A 19,734-nucleotide genomic window follows, 5' to 3' on the forward strand; every position below is an offset into this window, starting at 1 on the left:
ACAGCCGGCCGCCTATGCCTTTTCCTTGGCGACCGCCGCCTGCTTCAGCCGGCCGATCGCTTCCTTGACCGCCGGGTCGAGGCCGGCGCCGCCGGCGTCGTGATGCGCATAGATCGTCTTGAGCATCCGCGGGTCCCAGAACTTCTTGATGTGCTCGGCGACGCCGGCGACCTCCTTCTCCTGCCCCTGGCTCTGGAAGAACTTGCCGATCTGGTTGGCCATGTAGACGAGGCGCTCGGAGGGGTTATGCGACATGGGTGTTGTCCGTCTGTGTTGATCGCGCGCCGGTCTCGGCGCTCGCGACGATCCGGTCGGGATGGGTGAAGATTTCGAAGCCGTCGTTGCGGGCCACCGCAATCAGCGTGATCCCCGCGGACTCGGCCATGCGGATGGCGAGCGCGGTCGGTGCTGACACTGCGACCAGAACGGGGGCGCCCATAGCCGCGGCCTTCTGCACCAGCTCGACGGAGACGCGGCTCGTCATGAGCACGATGCCTTCGGTCGCAACGCTTCGCGCCTGCGCGAGGTGGCCGGCGAGCTTGTCGAGCGCATTGTGGCGGCCGACATCCTCGCGGAGCGCAACGATGCCGCGCGCCGGCGTCCAGAACGCCGCGGCGTGCACGGCGCGGGTCTCGCGATTGAGCTTCTGCAGCGGCTCGATCGCGGCGAGCGCGGTCATGACGTCGCGCGGCGCGAAGCGCCGGCCCGCGGGCACGCGCGCCACCGGCCGCACCGCTTCCGCGATGGAGTCGATGCCGCACAGTCCGCAGCCGGTGGGACCGGCGAGGCTGCGCCGGCGCTCTGCCATGCGCGCAGCAAGCTCCGGCGGCAGCCACATCCTGAGCTCGATGCCGTCGGTGAGCTCGACGACATCGAGCGAGATGATGTCGTCGCGGCTGGCGATGATGCCCTCGTTGAGGCTGAAGCCGATGGCGAAGTCGGTGAGATCCTGCGGGGTCGCCATCATGACGGCCTGGGTGCCGCCATTATAGGTCAGCGCGACCGCGGTCTCCTCCGGCACGCGGCGGTGGCCCTCGGTGAGGGTTCCGTCGCGCCAGATCAGACGATCCGCGATGCGCACTGCATCGGTCATGCTACTCCGCCGCCTCCACGATCGGGGCGATGCGACGCGAGTTGCGGGCCTGCTCGTCATAGGCCTTCTGCCAGTCCGACGGGCCGTTGGACTGCGACACCTGCACCGCCGTGACCTTGTACTCCGGACAGTTGGTCGCCCAGTCCGAATAGTCTGTCGTGATGACGTTGGCCTGGGTCAGCGGGTGGTGGAAGGTGGTGTAGACCACCCCCGGCGCCACGCGCTCGGAGATCAGCGCATGCAGCGTGGTCTCGCCGGCGCGGCTGGTCAGCCGCACCCAGTCGCCGTCGCGGATGCCGCGCTGCTCAGCGTCGTGCGGATGGATCTCCAGCACGTCCTCGCCATGCCACACCACGTTGTCGGTGCGCCTTGTCTGAGCGCCGACATTGTACTGCGACAGAATGCGGCCGGTGGTCAGCAGCAGCGGGAAGCGCGGGCCGGTGCGCTCGTCGGTCGCGACATACTCGGTGACCACGAACTTGCCCTTGCCGCGGACGAAGCCGTCGACATGCATGATCGGCGAGCCCTCGGGGAACTTCTCGTTGCAGGGCCACTGCACCGAGCCCATCTCCTCGAGCTTCTGGTAGGAAACGCCGGCAAAGGTCGGCGTCAACGCCGCGATCTCGTCCATGATCTCGGACGGATGGTTGTACTTCATCTCGAAGCCCATCGCCTTGGCGAGACCGATCGTGACCTCCCAATCGGCGAGGCCGTTGCGCGGGCTCATCACCTTGCGCACGCGCTGGATGCGGCGCTCGGCGTTGGTGAAGGTGCCGTCCTTCTCCAGGAAGGTCGAGCCGGGCAGGAACACGTGGGCGTAGTTGGCGGTCTCGTTCAGGAACAGGTCCTGGACGATGACGCATTCCATCGACGACAGCGCCTGCACCACATGCGTGGTGTTGGGATCCGACTGCAGGATGTCCTCGCCCTGCACGTAGAGGCCCATGAAGGTGCCTTCGATCGCGGAGTCGAACATGTTCGGGATGCGCAGGCCCGGCTCAGGGTTGAGCTTGACGTTCCACATCGCCTCGAACTGGTCGCGCACGGCGTCGCCCGAGATGTGCCGGTAGCCCGGCAGCTCGTGCGGGAACGAGCCCATGTCGCACGAGCCCTGCACGTTGTTCTGGCCACGCAGCGGGTTCACACCGACGCCGCGGCGGCCGATATTGCCGGTCGCCATCGCGAGGTTGGCGATCGCGATCACCGTGGTCGAGCCCTGGCTGTGCTCGGTCACGCCGAGGCCGTAATAGATCGCGCCGTTGCCGCCCTTGGCGTAGAGCCGGGCCGCGCCGCGGATGGTCTCGGCATCGACGCCGGTGATCCCGGCGACCGCCTCCGGGCTGTTCTTCTCCAGCGCGACGAACTCGGCCCAGTCCTGGAATTCGCTCCAGTCGCAGCGCTCGCGCACGAAGGTCTCGTTGACGAGGCCTTCGGTAACGATGACATGCGCCAGCGCGGTCAGGATGGCGACGTTGGTGCCGGGCAGCAGTGGCAGATGATAGTCCGCCTTGATGTGCGCCGACTTCACGAGGTCGATCTTGCGCGGATCGACGACGATCAGCTTGGCGCCCTCGCGCAGCCGCTTCTTCATGCGCGAGCCGAACACCGGATGCGCATCGGTCGGGTTGGCGCCGATCACCATGATGACGTCGCTGTCCTCGACCGAGTCGAAGTCCTGCGTGCCGGCGGAGGTGCCGAAGGTGGTGGCAAGGCCGTAGCCGGTCGGCGAGTGGCAGACGCGGGCGCAGGTGTCGACATTGTTGTTGCCGAAGCCGGCGCGGATCAGCTTTTGCACCAGATAGGTCTCTTCGTTGGTGCAGCGGGACGAGGTGATGCCGCCGATCGAGTCGCGGCCATGCTTTGCCTGGATGCCGCGCAGCTTGTCGGCTGCGAACTTGAAGGCCTCGTCATAGGAGACCTCGCGCCAGGGCTGGTCGATGGTCTCGCGGATCATCGGCTTGAGGATGCGCTCCTTGTGGGTCGCATAGCCATAGGCGAAGCGGCCCTTGACGCAGGAATGGCCGCGATTGGCCTTGCCGTCCTTGTAGGGCATCATGCGCACGACTTCTTCGCCGCGCATCTCGGCCTTGAAGGTGCAGCCGACGCCGCAATAGGCGCAGGTGGTGACGGCGGAATGCTCGGGCTGGCCGATCTCGATCACGCTCTTCTCGGTCAGGGTCGCGGTCGGGCAGGCCTGCACGCAGGCGCCGCAGGACACGCATTCCGAGCCGAGGAAGCTCTCGCTCATGCCCGGCGACACCCGGCTGTCGAAGCCGCGGCCGGAGATGGTCAGCGCGAACGTGCCCTGGACCTCCTCGCAGGCACGGACGCAGCGCGAGCAGACGATGCACTTGGATGGATCGTAGGTGAAATAGGGGTTCGATTCGTCCTTCGGCAGCCAGGCCGGATTGGCCTCGCCGCAGGCGTCGGCGAACACGTGGTTCTCACCCTGGTTGCCGTAGCGGACGTCGCGCAGGCCGACCGCGCCGGCCATGTCCTGCAGCTCGCAATCGCCATTCGCGGCGCAGGTCAGACAGTCGAGCGGATGGTCGGAGATGTAGAGCTCCATCACGCCCTTGCGCAGCTTCTTCAGCCGCTCGGTCTGGGTGTGGACGACGAGGCCCGCGGCCACCGGTGTGGTGCAGGAGGCCGGGGTGCCGGCACGGCCTTCGACCTCGACGAGGCAGAGGCGGCAGGAGCCGAACGCATCGACCATGTCGGTCGCGCACAGCTTCGGGATCTGCGTGCCGGCCTCCATGGCCGCGCGCATGATCGAGGTGCCTTCGGGAACGGTGATGCTCTGACCGTCGATGGTGAGCGTGACCATCGTCTCGGACTTGGAGCGGGGCGTGCCGTAATCGGTTTCGTGGATGAGCGACATGGTCGGTGTCCTTTCCCGATAGCCTATTCCGCGGCCTGCAGGCGCGGCTGCTGGGGTCCGAAATCTTCGCGGAAGTGCCTGAGCGCTGATAGCACAGGGTAGGGCGTGAAGCCGCCAAGTGCGCACAGCGAGCCGAGCTTCATAGTGCCGCAGAGGTCCTCGACCAGAGCGATATTCTCGGCGACGCGCTCGCCGCGGCGGATCTTGTCGATGGTCTCGGCGCCGCGGGTCGAGCCGATGCGGCACGGCGTGCACTTGCCGCAGGATTCGATGGCGCAGAACTCCATTGCGAAGCGTGCCTGCTTCGACATGTCGACGGTGTCGTCGAACACGACGATGCCGCCATGGCCGATCAGGCCGTCCTTGGCCGCGAACGCCTCGTAGTCGAACGGCGTGTCGAACAGCGCACGCGGGAAGTAGGCGCCGAGCGGCCCGCCGACCTGCACCGCGCGGACAGGGCGGCCAGTGAGGGTGCCGCCGCCGACGTCGTCGACGAGTTCGCCCAGCGTGATGCCGAACGCGGTCTCGAACAGCCCGCCGAACTTGACGTTGCCGGCGATCTGGATCGGCATCGTGCCGCGCGAGCGCCCCATGCCGAAATCGGCATAGGCCTTGGCGCCTTCATTGAGGATGAAGGGGATCGCGGCGAACGATAGCAGGTTGTTGACCACGGTCGGCTTGCCGAACAGCCCATGATGGGCGGGCAGCGGCGGCTTGGCGCGAACCAGTCCGCGCTTGCCTTCGAGGCTTTCCATCAGCGCGGTCTCTTCGCCGCAAACATAGGCGCCGGCGCCGGTGCGCACCTCGAGATCAAAGGTGTGGTTGGAGCCGGCGATCTTGTCGCCGAGCAGGCCGGCCTTCCGGGCGATGTCGATCGCCTTGGTCATGGTGGCGATCGCGTGCGGATATTCGGAGCGCGTGTAGATGTAGCCCTTGGTGGCGCCCACCGCGATGCCGCAGATGGTCATGCCTTCGATCAGCACGAAGGGATCGCCTTCCATCAGCATACGGTCGGCGAAGGTGCCGCTGTCGCCCTCGTCGGCATTGCAGATGACGTATTTGCGGTCGGCCGCCGTCTGCGCCACCGTCTTCCACTTGATGCCGGTCGGGAAGCCGGCGCCGCCGCGGCCGCGCAGGCCCGACGTCGTGACCTCGGCAATGACCGCATCCGGCGACAGCGTCAGCGCGCGCGTCAGGCCCTTGTAGCCGCCATGGGCGCGATAGTCCTCGAGTGACAGCGGATCGACGATGCCGCAGCGGGCGAAGGTGAGGCGGGTCTGCCGCTTCAGCCACGGGATCTCCTCGGTCAGGCCGAGCGAGAGCTTGTGCGACTTGTCGGCGATGATGGCGTCGAGCAGCGACGGCACGTCGTCGGCTGTCACCGGACCGAAGCCGAAGCGGCCCTGCGCCGTCTCCAGTTCGACCAGCGGCTCCAGCCAGTACAACCCACGCGAGCCGTTGCGGACGATTTCGATGTCGACATTGCGCTCCAGCGCCGCCTTGTGCAGCGCCTGCGCGACCTCATCGGCGCCGACAGCGAGCGCGCCGGCATCACACGGGACAAAAAGACGCACGCTCATCGCTGGGCCTCCGAGACGAGAGCATCGATCCGGGCTTCGTCGAGCCGGCCGACCAGGCGTCCATCGAGCATGGCCGACGGCGCGGTTGCGCACAGGCCGAGACAGTAGATCGGCTCGAGCGTGACGCGCTCGTCAGCCGTGGTGTTGCCGAGGGCGACGCCGAGCTTGGCCTCGGCGCGCGCCGCGAGCGCATCACCGCCGGCGGCCTGGCAGGCTTCGGCGCGGCACAGCTTCAGCACGTGACGACCGGCCTTCTTGGCGCGGAAATCATGGTAGAACGTGAACACGCCGTAAACCTCGGCGCGCGACAGGTTCAGGGCGGACGCGATCATCGGAATGGCATCCTCCGGCACGTAGCCGAACGTCTCCTGCAACGCATGGAGGATGGGCAAGGTTGCGCCCTCCATGCTGCTATGTTCGGCGATGATCTCGGCGCCGCGCGCCGCGTCCCAACTTTCGTACACCGGCGTCATCCTGATCCCGATTCTGCGTTGCAAGCGTTTCGCACATCCAAATTGGAATTGCTCGAGATATCAATAAAGCAGTCCCGTGCTGCGATAGCGAAACGCAATCGAGAGATAGCTAGAAGTTGACGAAAAACAGGCGTTCGCGCGACAGGGCTGCGGCGTGTTTTACCATGTCGGCGCCCCCCTCGTCGTGATAGGGTTTCACCATGGCTGGCAACGCCGAAAACGTGCGGAACCGGGCCGTTCAACCGCTGGAAGGCCGACCTCTTGATCGACAAGCTCGAACTGCTGCTGGCGTTGGCCAAGGAGCGTCATTTTGGCCGGGCGGCGGAGGCGTGCGGTGTCACCCAGCCGACCATGTCGACCAGCATCAAGCAGCTGGAGGAGATCCTCGGCGTCATGCTGGTGCAGCGGGGATCGCGGTTCCAGGGGTTCACGCCCGAAGGCGAGCGAACGCTGGATTGGGCGCGCCGGATCGTCGGCGACTTCCGGGCGATGCGCCAGGAGATCAACGGCCTCAAGGACAAGCTGTCGGGCGAGATCCGCATCGCGGCGGTGCCGACCGTGCTCGGCATGGTGGCCTCGCTGACGACGCCGTTCCGCGCCAAGCATCCGGAGGTCCGGTTCCGCATCATGTCGTGCACGTCGGCCGACGTGCTCGGCCTCTTGGAGAATCTCGAGGTCGATGCCGGCCTGACCTACATCGAGAACGAGCCGATCGGCCGTGTCCGCACCATCCCGCTCTACAACGAAAGCTACCGCCTGCTGACCGCGCCCGACGCGATGTTCGGCGATCGCGAGCAGGTGACTTGGCAGGAGGTCGGGCAGGTGCCGCTGTGCCTGCTGACGCCGGACATGCAGAACCGCCGCATCATCGATCGCGCGCTGCGCGCCGCCGGTAACGACGTCACGCCAACGCTCACCTCGAACTCGCTGCTCGTGCTCTACACCCATGTGAAGACCGGCCGCTGGGCCAGTGTCATGCCGGCCAAGCTTGCCGAGACGCTCGGCCTCGCCGACAAGGTGCGCTCGATCCCGATCATCGATCCCGTGATCAACTACCAGATCGGTCTCGTCATCCCGCAGCGTGACCCGATGACGCCGCTGATCGCAGCCCTGGTGCAGGTCGCGCGCGAGGTCGCACCGAGCCTGCAGGCGTGAGGCGCATGTCCGGCAGCTGAGTTGCCGCTGACGCCGTGTCTCACCACCGGCGGTGAACAATGGCCTGGATTGCGCTCACCATGACGGCGCAAATTGCCTCCTCTCGTCATTGCGAGCGCAACGAGGCAATCAGGTTGCTGCCGTGGCGACGGTCGGCGTCGTCACCGACCTCGCTGGCGTCATCGGCAGACTTCGGGCTCTTATGCGGTTGGGGAACCCTGACCTTGCGCGTGGCGCGTGGTCTTCAGCTCATAATGCGCGGCATGGCTGTCATAGCGGCTGAGCAGCTTCCGCGCCGCGGGCGGCACCACCGCCGTGTCATGCGCCGGACCCGCAAATCGAACCACCGCCGCCTGATCGACGAAGGTCATGATCGTCACGAATTCGACCTCGGCCTCCAGCGGTCTGCGCAGCAGCTCGATGCCTAGAAATCCTTCGATTGCCTGATCCACAATGGCCGGAAAGATTGTCGACCTCAGCAGCTCCTCATAGGCGTCGGCATCCGCCGCCCTGGTCCAGCCGCGCCATATACGCTTCAGCATCTGATCGTCCTCCGTCGTGACGATGTTCACCCGAGAACTCGCACAGGCCGGTGGCAGTGCACTTGGTCAAAATTGCGCTTTCTGCGACCGACGTGTCAGACAGCCACCATCATTCCGGGGCAAGACCTATAGGCCTTGAACCCGGAATCCGCCGTCCCGAACCATATGGAGATTCCAGCTTCCATCGTCAGCGAGGCCGCTTCGCGCCCTCCCATTGACGCCCGCCGAATTGAGGGTGATCGTGGCGTGGCAGGACTAATAGCCCGCAAACCTCTCCCGCATCACTTTCTCCTCCTGCCGGATGCGCAAGACGAGCGGCACGGCATAGATGGTCATGCCGACCACGAGCGTGACATAGGCGTGCAGCGTCAGGGCGTAGCCGATCAGCTCGGGCAGGATGTTGAGGAAGTAGTTGGGATGGCGGACCATCCGGAACAGCGGATGCGTCACCAGCGCATGATCCCGCGCGATCATCAGCTTGACGGTCCAAAACCGGCCGAGCAGCCGTGACACCACGAACAGCATCACCGCACCGAACAGATAGATCACGAACCCCGTGATGCTGACGGCGTCGACCGGGGCGTCGCGGACAAGGCCCTCGGTCGTCGCGGCGAGGTAGAAGGCGACATGGGCGATCGCAAGCCAGCGCGAAACCGATTCTCCGTATTCGGTCGCGCCGTTGGCGCGCAGCCGCTTCTCGTTGCGGATCGAGACGGCGAGCATGGCGAAACGATAGGCAAAGGCGGCGACAATGAAGGCGATGATCACGCTCGGCACTCCAGATTTCGGAGCGATTGCCTTAGTTGCCGATGCGCAGGTGCGTCAATACCACATTCTGCTAATGTTGCTTACTAAGTGCGAGGCCGATGTCAGCGCACGCGGCGAAAAGGGCAGCTGATTGCAGACCTTGGGCGTCATGTACCGCGAGAGGTTGCTGGGACGACAGCGGTCTTTGTCGATGCAGCCGTGCACGACGACGTTTTTGTAGCTGGCGTAGGGTGGGCAAAGAGCCGCCCGCAGGGCGGCGCGTGCCCACCGTCTGCGTCGCGAACATCGGTGGGCACGGCGCGCGAGAGAGCACAGCTCAACGCGCGTCTCGCGGGCGCGCCTTTGCCCACCCTACGGCACCACGCACGCAACTCATGCCGCGACGGAGATGCTCGCTGTTGCCTTATGGGCGTCGCGGGGCAGGGTGACGCGGACCACGGTGCCGAACTCCAGCCGCGAGCGCAGCCGCATCGAGCCGCCGTGCAGCTGGGCCAGCGAGCGGGCGATCGCGAGCCCCAGGCCGGAGCCGTGATAGGTCTTGGTCATCTGGCTCTCGACCTGCTCGAACGGTCGGCCAAGCCGCGCCAGCGACTGGGCGGGGATGCCGATGCCGGTGTCGGCGATGATGAGCACGACCTTGTCCTCGAACACGCGGCTGCGCATCGTGACCCGGCCGCCTTCGGGGGTGAACTTCACCGCGTTGGACAGCAGGTTGACCATGATCTGCTTGGTGGCGCGGCGGTCGGCGACGACGGGGATGCTGCCTCCGATGTCGGCGTCGAGCACGAGGCTCTTGTCCTGGGCGCGGCCGGAGACGACGCGCAGGGATTCGGCCAGCGTCTTGGCGAGGTCCAGCGGCTCCATGTCGAGCTTCATGCGGCCGGCCTCGATCTTCGACATGTCGAGGATGTCGTTGATTACTTCGAGCAGATACTGACCAGAGGTCAGGATGTCGTGGCAGTACTCCTGATACTTCTCTGAGCCGAGCGAGCCGAACATGCCGCTGCCCATGATCTCGGAGAAGCCGATGATGGCGTTGAGCGGCGTGCGCAGCTCGTGGCTCATGTTGGCGAGGAATTTCGACTTGGTCTGGTTGGCTTCCTCGGCGCGGGTCTTTTCCTGCGAGTACTTCTCGGCGAGGTCGGCGAGCTCGATCGCCTGGCGCTCCAGCGCGCTCTGCGAGCGCTGCAGGTCGATCACGGTGGCGCGCAGCCGCAGGTCGTTGTCGACGAGCTTCTGCTCGTGCTCCTTGATGCGGGTGATGTCGGTGCCGACCGAGACGTAGCCGCCGTCCTTGGTGCGGCGCTCGGAGATGTGCAGCCAACTGCCGTCGTCGAGCTGGGCCTCGAAGGTGCGCCCGCCCGGCGCCTGCTGGCTGTGGTCGTGCAGCCGGGTGCGGATCTCCGGCATCTTGCCGACCTCGATGACGGTCTCGTAGGAGGTGCCGGGGATCACGGCGGAGTCCGGCAGCTTGTGCAGCTTCTGGAAATGCGAGTTGCACAGCACGAGCCGGTTGTTGGCGTCCCACAGCACGAAGGCTTCCGAGATCGTCTCGATCGCGTCCCGCAGGCGGAGGTCGGCCTCGACGGTCTTCTCGACCAGGCTCTTCTGTTCGGTGACGTCGACCGCGATGCCGATCAGGTGCAGGCCGGAGTCGGAGGTGCCCTGGCTGAGCTCGCAACGGACCCGGAGCCAGATCCAGTGGCCCTCGGTGTGGCGCATCCGGAAGCTCTGGTCGATCTGGTGGATGCCGCCGGCGACGAGCTGGTCGGCGATCGCGAACAGGTCGATGTCGTCCGAGTTCACCAGCGCGTTGACCTCGCCGAAGGTGAGGAGGTCGGTGCGATTTTCGAGGCCGAGCATCGCGAACATCGAGTTCGACCAGAAGATGCGCCCGCGCGACAGGTCCCAGTCCCACAGCCCGCAGCGGCCGCGGTTGAGCGCGGTGTCGATGCGGCCACGCACCGCGTCGTTGATCAGGTCGCCTTCGCGGGCGCGGGTCGACTGCCAGTGGAAGGCGAAGCCCAGGATCAGAACGACAAAGCCCGTCGTCGCCGACAAGGTCACCGAGAGCGCGGCGTCCGAGCCCCAGATCGGCTCGAGCTTCTCCTGGATCACGACGACGCGGCCGGGCAGCGCCTTGATCAACTGTGACACCGCGAAGGCCGGACGGCCGTTCGGCAAGGTGATCTCGGTGACCGCGCCCTGCAGGCCGGGCGTGGCCAAGAGCTGCGCGGTCGAGATCAGATCGAGGATGCGGTCGTTCTCGCCGAGCGCTGCGTCGACCGGAACCCGGGCCAGGATGCGGTGGTCGGCGCCGGTGACGATCACGTGGCGTCCGGCCGCCGCTCCCCAGGCGGGGATCAGGTCGGGCAGCAGGCTCTGCAGATGCTCGATGTGGGCGATGCGATCCGGGCGCGTCGCCAGATGACCGATGCGGTCGGCGAGCAGGTCGGAGATCGCGGCCAGGTCGCGCTTGGTCGCGCCGCGCTTCTGACGGCTCTGGTCGAGCACCTGGACGAAGGCGCCGAGACAGATGGTGACGAGAAAGGCGATGATCAAAGTAGGGACAGCACGACGCAATACCGGCTCAGCAGTCAGCAGCCTTTGATAGGCCGGTTTCGCGATCGATTGCGCCAACCCTTTGATGGAATCAGAAGATTGGACGCACGCGTTCGCGGCATGCGCACGCGCCATGCTGAAGACCCCCGAAACTTCTTGGATACCCGAATTTCGAAAGAGCCCCAGCCGCTTCCGAATCAAGTTGATTTGAATCCAGATTTGTCGGGCTGTCGAGAGTCAACGATTTGGCAAAAGCTAATAAATCTTATCCAATGCGGAATTGCCATGGCGAAAAGCCGGCAGAGTGAGTCCGAAGCGGGAACGCAGCATGACGTTCATGCTTCAGCCGTGCGGCGGCTCGGCGTGACTGATGACGCGCTTGACGCTCGGGAAGGCGCGACGCACCCCGCGCTCGATGTGGTCGACATTGTCGTGCACCTTCAGCACGCTCATCGACGGTGCGGCGCGGCAGTGGAAGTTGACGATCTCGCCGGCCTCGGTGTTGCGGACGCGGACATTGTGCACGTCGTACATGTCGGTCTCGGCGGCGAGGCGCTGCAGGGCCTCGGCGATCTCGCCGATCCGCTGCGCCGGCGCATCGACGCCGAATGGCAGCTCGGGCTCGAGCGGCTCGATATGGGTGTCGACCTCGACGTCGGCGCCGAATTCGGCGCGGATGCTGCGCTCCAGCTCGTGCGCGATGGCATGCGCTCCGAACAGGCTCATGTCGCCGTCGACCTCGAGGTCGATCGCGACGATCAGGCGGCCACCGACGTCATGGACGGTGACGTGATGGATCGCGAGGCCGGAATTGCGCGCGATCACCATGATGCGCTCGCGCACGCTCTCGTTGCTGAGCGCGACCGGCACCGTCGTGAAGGTGACGTCGGCGCCGGACAGGCTGGCATCGACTGCGGCCTGCGCATCGCGCTTGATCTCGTGCACGCGGTCGATCGGGTAGGTGCGCGGCACCTGCACCGTGGCGTCGACGAAATGCGTCGCGCCGACGAGCCGGACCCGTAGCCGCTCGACATCGACGACGCCATTGATCGAACGGATCGCGGCGCGCGCCTTCTCGGCCGCACCCTCTGGCGCGCGGTCGAGCAGTGTTTCTACGGTGGAGCGCGCCAGCCGCAGGCCGAGCACGGAGATCATCAGGGCGACCGCGACCGCGGCGGCGGAATCCCCCCACCAGAACCCGAGCGCGGTGAGGACGAGGCCGGCGATGACGGCGATCGAGCCGAGCACGTCGGAGGCGAAATGCAGCGCGTCGGCGGCGAGCGCCTGGCTGTGGGTCTCGTGCGCGGCGCGGTGCAGCGCGCGGGCGCGCCAGAAGTTGACGGCGATGTCGACCAGCAGCACCACGAACGGAATCGCCGACAGCGACGGCGGCGCCGCCGCCTCGCGCAGCCGGCTGACGGATTCCACCAGCACGCCGCCGGCCAGCACGTAGAGCAGGGCGATGACGCCCAGCGCCGACAGGCTCTCCAGCTTGCCGTGGCCGTAATGATGCTCGTCGTCGGCCGGCCGGTCCGATACCCGAACCACCATCCAGGTGATCACCGTGGCGACGACGTCGACGGCGCTGTGCAGCGCCTCGGAGACGAGCGCGAGACTGCCGATCAGGATGCCGACGACGAACTTCGCCGCGGCCATGCTGGCGCTCGCCGCGATCGAGATCGCGGCGACACGGGTTTTCCCGGAATCGACATGGGGGGCGGCGTCTCTCATGGCGGCGGATGTAGCAGCCGAGGCCGCACCATGAAAGCCGGGATCGCGCGGTCAATGGGCGTGGAGCGCGCGCTGTTTCGAGTGCTTCTAAATCTCAGAAGGTTGCGTTCACAAGGTCACCACGATCTTGCCGAGATGCTTGTTCGCCTCCATGTGCGCGAACGCCGCGCCAATGTCGTCGAAGGCGAAGACGCGGTCGATCGGCAGCCGCAGCGTGCGCTGCTCGACCGCACTCCAGATGTCCTTTTTCACCTCGTCGAAGATCGTACGGATCTCCTCGATCGAACGGGTGCGGAAGGTGACGCCGACATAGGTGATGCGGCGCGCCGCGTGGAGGTCGAAGTTGAAGTCGCCATGGGTGCCGCCGAGCCGGCCGACATTGACGATGCGGCCGAGGACCTTGGTCGCGGCGAGGTTCTGATTGGCGACCTTGCCCGACACCTGGTCGACGATCAGATCGACGCCCTCGCCGTTGGTCGCCTGGAGCACCTGATCGATCCAGGCGGGATCGCTGGAGTCGATGGCGAGATCGGCGCCGAACTCGTTGAGCCGTTGGCGGCGCATCGCATCGGTCGAGGAGCCCACCACCAGCGAGGCGCCCTTGAGCTTTGCGATCTGCATCGCCATCAGGCCGACGCCGGAGCTCGCGCCCTGCACCAGCACGCGCTGGCCCGGCTTCAAAGCGCCGTTGCTGACGACGGCGTTGTGCATCGTGGTCAGCGCGATCGGGAACGTGGCGGCCTCGTCGAAGTTCATGTTCGACGGCGCGTGGAACAGGCGGCCATGGTCGGCAAGGGTGTATTCGGCGAACGCCGCGCTGCCCGAGCCCATGACCTTGTCGCCGATCTTGACGCCCCTGGCGTCGGGACCGAGCTCGGCGACCTCGCCGGCCCATTCCATGCCGAGCACGGTGCCGACGCCGCCGGCGGCACCATGCACATGCCCCTTTGTCATGCCGAGGTCGGCGCGATTGAGGCCGCAGGCGCGCACGCGCACCAGGACCTGCGTGCCCTTCGGCGCGGGCTTGGCGATATCGGTGATCGCGGCGCCCTGGGCGCCGTAGACATAGGCTTTCATCGCGAGGAATCCTGTCGGGTCGGCAAGAGCGGCGACCTTAATGTGCCGCTCCTCTCTGCGCACCGCCTAACAGGCGGCGCGCTGCTCCGACAAGACTCTCTTAGTCATGAACCGGTTCCGCTGACCGGGCTGGACGCGTCAGGCGGCGACCGGAGCTTCCGCTTCGTCGAAGGCGCTGGAGACATCGCGCATGCTGATGACGCCGGCGAGCGCGAAGTCGACGATGACGGGGAGGTGGCGGATGTGGTGCACGTTCATCAGGTGCCGCACGTGCTCGAGCGTATCCTCGGTGCTGCAGGAGATCAGCCGCTGCGGCGAGATCAACTGCGAGACCTTCAGGTTGACGCCGGCGGCGCCATGCTCGGCGATGGCGCGTACGACGTCGCGTTCGGTGAACATGCCGGCCGCGGTGTTGCCTTCGGTGCGGACGACGTCCTTGACGACGAGGGCGCTGACATTGCTGGCGCGCATCAGCTGCGCCGCGACGCCGACGGTCTCGTTCATTCGCACCGTGATCACGCGCGCCGTCTTGTTGCGCAGGATGTCTCCGACTTTCATGGCACCCTCCCGTTTGTTGATAGTGAACGGAGGGAAGTCTGGTATACGTTATGCCAGAAGTCAATCGGGTTTGACGGCTTTTCGTGCGCTCGGCCACCGAAAAAACACGTCAGCGACACTGCCGGAGCTGCCGGATATGACGCGCCAGCGTCCTGCCCCGGCGCAAAAAAAAGAGGCGCACCGTGGTGCGCCTCCTGAAGTCGCGGGAAGAAACAGTGGCGTCACGCCATCCGGGCGTCCTGCGTCACCGGCTCGGTAACCGGCTCCTTGCCGAGGATGAAGGCGCGGCGCAGCGGCTTGATCACGAACAGCGCCATCAATGCGGCCGTCGCGTTCAGCCCGACGCCGATCACGAACACGGCCTGCCAGCCATATTTTGCGGAGACGAGGCTCGCGAGCGGGACCAGCAGCGAGGCGGTGCCCTTCGCGGTGTAGAGCATGCCGTTGTTGGTCGCGGCGTATTTGCTGCCGAACGTATCGCCCGAGGTCGCCGGAAACAGGCTGTAGATTTCGCCGAACACGCCGAAATAGACGGCGGTCGCGAGCACGAACACGATCGGGTTGTGCCCGTAGCTCGACAACGTCAGCAGCATCAAAGCGGCCGTGCCGAAGGCAATGAACATGGTGTGCTCGCGACCGATCGTGTCGGAGATCCAGCCGAACACAGGGCGGCCGAAGCCGTCGAAGATTCGATCGAGCGAGATCGCAAACGTCAGCGCCGCCATCTGGAAGCCGGCGAGCGTCACCGGCTCGTTGGCGATCTTGAAGTCGTGGGCGATCGGGGCGATCTGGGCGGCGGTCATCAGGCCGCCGGAGGCCACCATGACGAACACCAGATACATGATCCAGAAGATCGGCGTGCGCAGCACCTGCGGCGGCGTGTAGTCGATCTTGCTCTGCGGCAGATTGAGCTGCTTCTTGCGGGTCGGCGCCGCAACCGTCGGCGGCCGCAGGAAGATCGCGAGCACGAACACGACCAGCCCCTGGCCGATGCCGAAGGTGAAGAAGGCGCTCTGATAGCCGCTCGAGGCGATCATGCTGGCGATCGGCACCACGGTCAGCGCGGCGCCGGCGCCGAAGCCCGCGGCGGTGGCGCCAGCGGCGAGGCCGCGGCGGTCGGGAAACCATTTCAACGCGTTGCCGACGCAGGTGCCGTACACCGCACCGGCGCCGATGCCGCCGATGACGGCGCCGGCGTAGAGCAGGGTGAGCGAGTCGGCGTAGGAGTTCAGCATCCAGGCTAGCGAGATCATGACGCCGCCGAACATGATGACGACGCGCGGACCGTATTTGTCGACGAACCAGGCCTCGACCGGCACGAGCCAGGTTTCGGTGACGACGAAGATCGTGAAGGCGAGCTGGATCGCCGTGCGACCCCAGTGAAACTTCGCGTCGATCGGATCGACGAACAGCGTCCAGCCATATTGCAGGTTGGCGATCATCGCCATGCAGACGATGCCCATTGCGAGCTGGATCCAGCGGAAGCCGCTGGACTGTGCCTGGACAGGCGGTGTTGCCTCTGTGCCGGAAACCATGTGTCCTCCCAAACGCGCTCTCTTGGAGGATGCCGCTGCAAGCGCGCTCCTCATCTGCGCACCGAACCATTCTGGTATAATATATTCCAGTCCGCAATATGGCCTGCGACACAGGGTGCGACATGTTGCTTTGCAGCGAGACCGAAATCGTCCGCCAAGCAAAAGAAAACGCTCGGCAAAATGCCGAGCGTCGTCAATCTGGAAGCGTTCTTTTTATTTTTGTTGCAGCGCGAAGGGATGCGTCAGAGCATCGATTTCTGCACCACGACCCTCCGCCAGGGCTTGAGCACCGCGATCGCGAGGATCGATGCCAGGATGTTGGCGCCGGCCGCGATGATGAAGACGCGATCCCAGTTGCCGCTCGATTGCTGCATGTAGTTCGCGATCGGCACCAGCAGCGCGGCCGTGCCCTTGGCGGTGTAGAGCAGGCCGGCATTGGTGGTGGCGAACTTGGTGCCGAACGTGTCGGTGCAGGTCGAGGGGAAGAGCGAATAGATCTCACCCCAGGCGAAGAACACGAAGCCGGAGAGGATCACGAACCACACCGGATCATGGCCCAGCATGTACAGCGCCCAGATGCCGATGCCTTCCATGCCGAACGCGATGAACATCGTGTTCTCGCGGCCGATGTTGTCGGAGATCCAGCCGAAGAACGGACGCGTCAGGCCGTTCAGCACGCGGTCGATGGTGGCTGCGAAAGTCACCGCCGTCATGGTCATGCCGATCAGCGTCACCGGAATGTTGTCGACCTTCCAGTCGCCGGCGATCGGCTTGAGGTTGGCCGTCACCATCAGGCCGCCGGCGCCGACGATCACGAACATGAAGTACATCAGCCAGAAAATCGGCTGACGGATCACTTCGGTCGGGTTGTAGTTGCGACGGCTCTGCACCAGGTTCGTGTTCTGAGCAACGGCCGGCACCTGGCCTTCTTTGGGCGCGAACAGGAAGAAGGCGAGGATGACGATGATGATGCCCTGGCCGAGACCGAAATACAGGAAGGTGGTCTGAAAGCCGGAGTCGCGGATCATAGCCTGGATCGGCGCGACTGTCAGCGCCGAGCCGGCGCCGAAGCCGGCTGCCGTGATGCCTGCCGCGAGGCCGCGCTTGTCCGGAAACCACTTCAGCGCGTTGCCGACGCAGGTGCCGTAGACGCCGCCGGCGCCGATGCCCGCGATGATCATGCCGAGATAGTAGCCGTTGAGCGAGGTGGCGTAGGCGTTGATCATCCAGCCGATCGCGCAGAGCACGCCGCCGACGAGCACGACGATGCGCGGGCCGTATTTGTCGACGAACCAGCCCTCGACCGGCACGAGCCAGGTTTCGAACAGCACGAACAGGGTGAAGGCCCACTGGATCGAGGCGCGATCCCAGCCGAACGTCTTGGCGATATCCGGGACGAAGAAGGTCCAGCCATATTGATAGTTGGCGATCATCACCATCGCCAGGACGCCAACCGCGAGCTGCGTCCAGCGATAGGCGTCGCTTACTCTTGCAGATGCGGGCGCCCCCGCGTGAGCCAAGTCCGTCATGTTTCCTCCAGGGCTGTCTATTTTTGTCCTAACAGCTATGCGGAGTTTGGTATATGATATGCCAATAGACAAGCGGATTCATCGACCCCGTGCTCGCTGGTAGCCCAGCGATCGACGAAAAAACCCTGTAGAAGCAAGGCAAATCGCTGCAGCGACAATACGACGCAGCAGAGGATATTTGTAGCTCAACTATCGGAGTAGGGGCGAGTTTATGCGGCGACGGCCCGCAACCGGTTGTAGCCCTGCTGGATCGCCGACCAGAACAGCGCGATCAACCCGAGCGCCATGATGGTGCCGACCAGTCCGTTGGAGAAGAATATCGCGAGCGATCCCTGGGATCCCAGCAGCGACTGCCGGAAGGCCTCCTCGGCCTTGTCGCCGAGCACGATGGCGAGCACCAGCGGCGCGAGCGGATAGCCGCACTTCTTGAACAGATAGCCGAGCACGCCGAACACCAGCATCAGCACGACGTCGAACGTGCTGCTGTGCACCGAATAGGCGCCGATCGCACAGAGCACCAGGATGAGCGGGGCGATGATGCTGAAGGGAATGCGCAGGATCGCCGCGAAGACCGGCACGCAGGTCAGCACGACGAGCAGGCCGGCGAGGTTGCCGAGATACATCGAGGCGATCAGGCCCCAGACGAATTCCTTCTGCTCGACGAACAGCATCGGGCCGGGCTGGAGGCCCCAGATCAAGAGGCCGCCGAGCAGCACCGCCGCCGTGGGGGAGCCGGGCACGCCGAGTGACAGCATCGGCAGCAGCGCCGCCGTGCCCGCCGCATGGGCCGCCGTCTCCGGCGCGACGACGCCCTCGATCTCGCCACGGCCGAAATTCTTGCCGCGCTTGGAGAGGCGCTTGGCGATGCCGTAGCTCATGAACGACGCCGGTGTCGCGCCGGCGGGGGTGATGCCCATCCAGCAGCCGATCACGCAGGAGCGCAGCGACGTCAGCCAATACGCCGGCATCTCCTTCCAGGTGTGCAGCACCACCCGCAGATTGATCTTGGCATTGCCGCCGCGGAAGCTCAGGCCTTCCTCCATCGTCAGCAGGATCTCGCCGATGCCGAACAGGCCGATCACGGCGATCAGGAAGTCGAAACCGTTGAGCAGCTCGGTGATGCCGAAGGTGAGCCGGAGCTGGCCGGTGATGGAATCCAGGCCGACGGCCGCGAGCGCGAAGCCGATCATCATCGCCGCGATCGTCTTGAACGGCGGCTCCTTGCTCAGGCCGACGAAGCTGCAGAAGGCGAGGAAGTAGACGGCGAATTTCTCGGCCGGGCCGAACTGAAGCGCGAAGCCGGCCACCAGCGGCGCGATCAGCGTGATCATGATGACCGCGAACAGCGCGCCGACGAAGGACGAGGTGAACGCTGCCGTGAGCGCCTCGCCGGCCTTGCCCTGCTGCGCCATCGGGTAGCCGTCGAACGTGGTCGCGACCGACCATGGTTCGCCGGGTATGTTGAACAGGATCGAGGTGATGGCGCCGCCGAACAAGGCACCCCAATAAATGCAGGACAGCATGATGATGGCCGAGGTCGGCGGCATGCTGAAGGTCAGCGGCAGCAGGATCGCGACGCCGTTGGCGCCGCCCAATCCCGGCAGCACGCCGATGATCACCCCGAGCACGATCCCGAGGATCATCACCATGATGTTGAAGGGCTGGAGCGCGACTGCGAAGCCGTGAAACAGATTGGCGAGTTCTTCCATGACAGCTTGGTCCTGCAACCCTCAGCGGATGAGTTTTCGTGTCAGAGTCCGAGCCAATCCTCGACCGGCCCCTTGGGCAGTGGGACCATGAACCAGCGCTCGAAGATCAGATAGGTCACCACCGGCATTCCGATCGCGACCGCCGCCACCGTGAGCCAGCCATATTTGCCAAGCCAACGCATGAACCAGGCGATGAAGATCATGGAGGCGACGTACAGACCGGTGAAGGGCAGGGCGCCGACATAGATCGCCGTCGGCACCACCACGCTCATGACCTGGCGGAGCTGACGCCATTCGGCGAAGACGCTGCCGTCAGCCTCGCGCAGCGTGTTGCGGACATTCATCGCGCTCGCCGCGATGATGAACAGGCCGACGTAGAACGGGAAGAATCCCGCGCGCGGCCCCTCGGCGCCCCAATTGATCCCCGCCTTCACGCTGCCGAGGATCACGATGATCCCGAACAGCGCGATCGCGAGCGTGACGCCGAGTTCGACCGCCTTGTGGCTGGGCCCGGCGGATCCTCCCTGGCTTCTCATGCGAG

Annotated in this window: 17 protein-coding genes; 2 read left to right on the forward strand and 15 right to left on the reverse strand. The window is 65.4% G+C overall.

The annotated features are described in order from the left end of the window. Positions 1 to 12 precede the first annotated feature (12 nt). From QX051_RS22120 to QX051_RS22140, 5 genes are read right to left on the reverse strand one after another with little or no spacing between them, the layout of a single operon-like run. The gene (locus QX051_RS22120) at positions 13 to 255 is read right to left on the reverse strand and encodes a formate dehydrogenase subunit delta (RefSeq protein ID WP_315777578.1); all 243 of its coding nucleotides are present in this window, start codon (positions 253 to 255) and stop codon (positions 13 to 15) included. Continuing rightward, a complete protein-coding gene (gene fdhD, locus QX051_RS22125) occupies positions 245 to 1,093 on the reverse strand; it encodes a formate dehydrogenase accessory sulfurtransferase FdhD (RefSeq protein ID WP_315777579.1) in 849 nt (282 codons plus the stop codon). The genes QX051_RS22120 and fdhD overlap by 11 nt, the downstream gene beginning before the upstream one ends. Position 1,094: 1 nt before the next feature. Beyond that, complete coding sequence (gene fdhF, locus QX051_RS22130) at positions 1,095 to 3,974, reverse strand: formate dehydrogenase subunit alpha (RefSeq protein WP_315777580.1); 2,880 nt, start codon at positions 3,972 to 3,974, stop codon at positions 1,095 to 1,097. 23 nt (positions 3,975 to 3,997) lie between these two features. Then, positions 3,998 to 5,554: an NADH-quinone oxidoreductase subunit NuoF gene (locus tag QX051_RS22135; protein ID WP_315739823.1), complete on the reverse strand. Its 1,557-nt coding sequence runs from the start codon at positions 5,552 to 5,554 to the stop codon at positions 3,998 to 4,000. Continuing rightward, complete coding sequence (locus tag QX051_RS22140; RefSeq protein ID WP_315739931.1) at positions 5,551 to 6,027, reverse strand: formate dehydrogenase subunit gamma; 477 nt, start codon at positions 6,025 to 6,027, stop codon at positions 5,551 to 5,553. Before QX051_RS22140 ends, QX051_RS22135 begins: the two co-directional genes overlap by 4 nt. 261 nt (positions 6,028 to 6,288) lie before the next feature. Here QX051_RS22140 and QX051_RS22145 point away from each other — a divergent pair, with 261 nt between their 5' ends. Next, a complete protein-coding gene (locus QX051_RS22145) occupies positions 6,289 to 7,182 on the forward strand; it encodes a LysR family transcriptional regulator (protein ID WP_315739822.1) in 894 nt (297 codons plus the stop codon). 200 nt (positions 7,183 to 7,382) lie between these two features. On the opposite strand, the gene QX051_RS22150 is transcribed toward QX051_RS22145, so the two are convergent. Beyond that, the gene (locus tag QX051_RS22150; protein ID WP_315777644.1) at positions 7,383 to 7,724 is read right to left on the reverse strand and encodes an antibiotic biosynthesis monooxygenase; all 342 of its coding nucleotides are present in this window, start codon (positions 7,722 to 7,724) and stop codon (positions 7,383 to 7,385) included. Between the two features lie 255 nt (positions 7,725 to 7,979). After that, positions 7,980 to 8,492 carry an isoprenylcysteine carboxyl methyltransferase family protein gene (locus QX051_RS22155; RefSeq protein ID WP_315777581.1) on the reverse strand — a complete coding sequence of 171 codons (513 nt, stop codon included), beginning with the start codon at positions 8,490 to 8,492 and terminating at the stop codon, positions 7,980 to 7,982. Here QX051_RS22155 and QX051_RS22160 point away from each other — a divergent pair. Beyond that, complete coding sequence (locus QX051_RS22160; RefSeq protein ID WP_315739820.1) at positions 8,476 to 8,622, forward strand: hypothetical protein; 147 nt, start codon at positions 8,476 to 8,478, stop codon at positions 8,620 to 8,622. The two genes, QX051_RS22155 and QX051_RS22160, sit on opposite strands and share 17 nt — an antisense overlap. A gap of 242 nt (positions 8,623 to 8,864) precedes the next feature. On the opposite strand, the gene QX051_RS22165 is transcribed toward QX051_RS22160, so the two are convergent. From QX051_RS22165 to QX051_RS22200, 8 genes are all read right to left on the reverse strand, one after another. Beyond that, positions 8,865 to 11,189 (reverse strand): PAS domain-containing sensor histidine kinase, encoded by a 2,325-nt coding sequence (locus tag QX051_RS22165; RefSeq protein ID WP_315777582.1) that lies wholly within the window; start codon positions 11,187 to 11,189, stop codon positions 8,865 to 8,867. A gap of 207 nt (positions 11,190 to 11,396) precedes the next feature. Then, positions 11,397 to 12,785 carry a cation diffusion facilitator family transporter gene (locus QX051_RS22170; protein ID WP_315777583.1) on the reverse strand — a complete coding sequence of 463 codons (1,389 nt, stop codon included), beginning with the start codon at positions 12,783 to 12,785 and terminating at the stop codon, positions 11,397 to 11,399. A 108-nt stretch (positions 12,786 to 12,893) separates the two neighbouring features. Beyond that, positions 12,894 to 13,862 carry a zinc-binding dehydrogenase gene (locus tag QX051_RS22175; protein WP_315777584.1) on the reverse strand — a complete coding sequence of 323 codons (969 nt, stop codon included), beginning with the start codon at positions 13,860 to 13,862 and terminating at the stop codon, positions 12,894 to 12,896. Between the two features lie 138 nt (positions 13,863 to 14,000). Continuing rightward, a complete protein-coding gene (locus QX051_RS22180; RefSeq protein ID WP_172114347.1) occupies positions 14,001 to 14,420 on the reverse strand; it encodes a CBS domain-containing protein in 420 nt (139 codons plus the stop codon). 221 nt (positions 14,421 to 14,641) lie between these two features. Further along, on the reverse strand, positions 14,642 to 15,955 hold the full coding sequence (gene oxlT, locus QX051_RS22185) for an oxalate/formate MFS antiporter (RefSeq protein ID WP_315777585.1): 1,314 nt from the start codon (positions 15,953 to 15,955) through the stop codon (positions 14,642 to 14,644). A gap of 242 nt (positions 15,956 to 16,197) precedes the next feature. Then, positions 16,198 to 17,484 carry an oxalate/formate MFS antiporter gene (gene oxlT, locus QX051_RS22190; protein ID WP_315777586.1) on the reverse strand — a complete coding sequence of 429 codons (1,287 nt, stop codon included), beginning with the start codon at positions 17,482 to 17,484 and terminating at the stop codon, positions 16,198 to 16,200. 209 nt (positions 17,485 to 17,693) lie between these two features. Further along, on the reverse strand, positions 17,694 to 19,193 hold the full coding sequence (locus QX051_RS22195; protein ID WP_315739813.1) for a tripartite tricarboxylate transporter permease: 1,500 nt from the start codon (positions 19,191 to 19,193) through the stop codon (positions 17,694 to 17,696). 41 nt (positions 19,194 to 19,234) lie between these two features. Next, a complete protein-coding gene (locus tag QX051_RS22200) occupies positions 19,235 to 19,729 on the reverse strand; it encodes a tripartite tricarboxylate transporter TctB family protein (RefSeq protein WP_315739812.1) in 495 nt (164 codons plus the stop codon). Positions 19,730 to 19,734: the final 5 nt, after the last annotated feature.

The organism is Bradyrhizobium sp. SZCCHNR1053 (genome assembly GCF_032381235.1).
Taxonomy (GTDB): Bacteria; Pseudomonadota; Alphaproteobacteria; order Rhizobiales; family Xanthobacteraceae; genus Bradyrhizobium.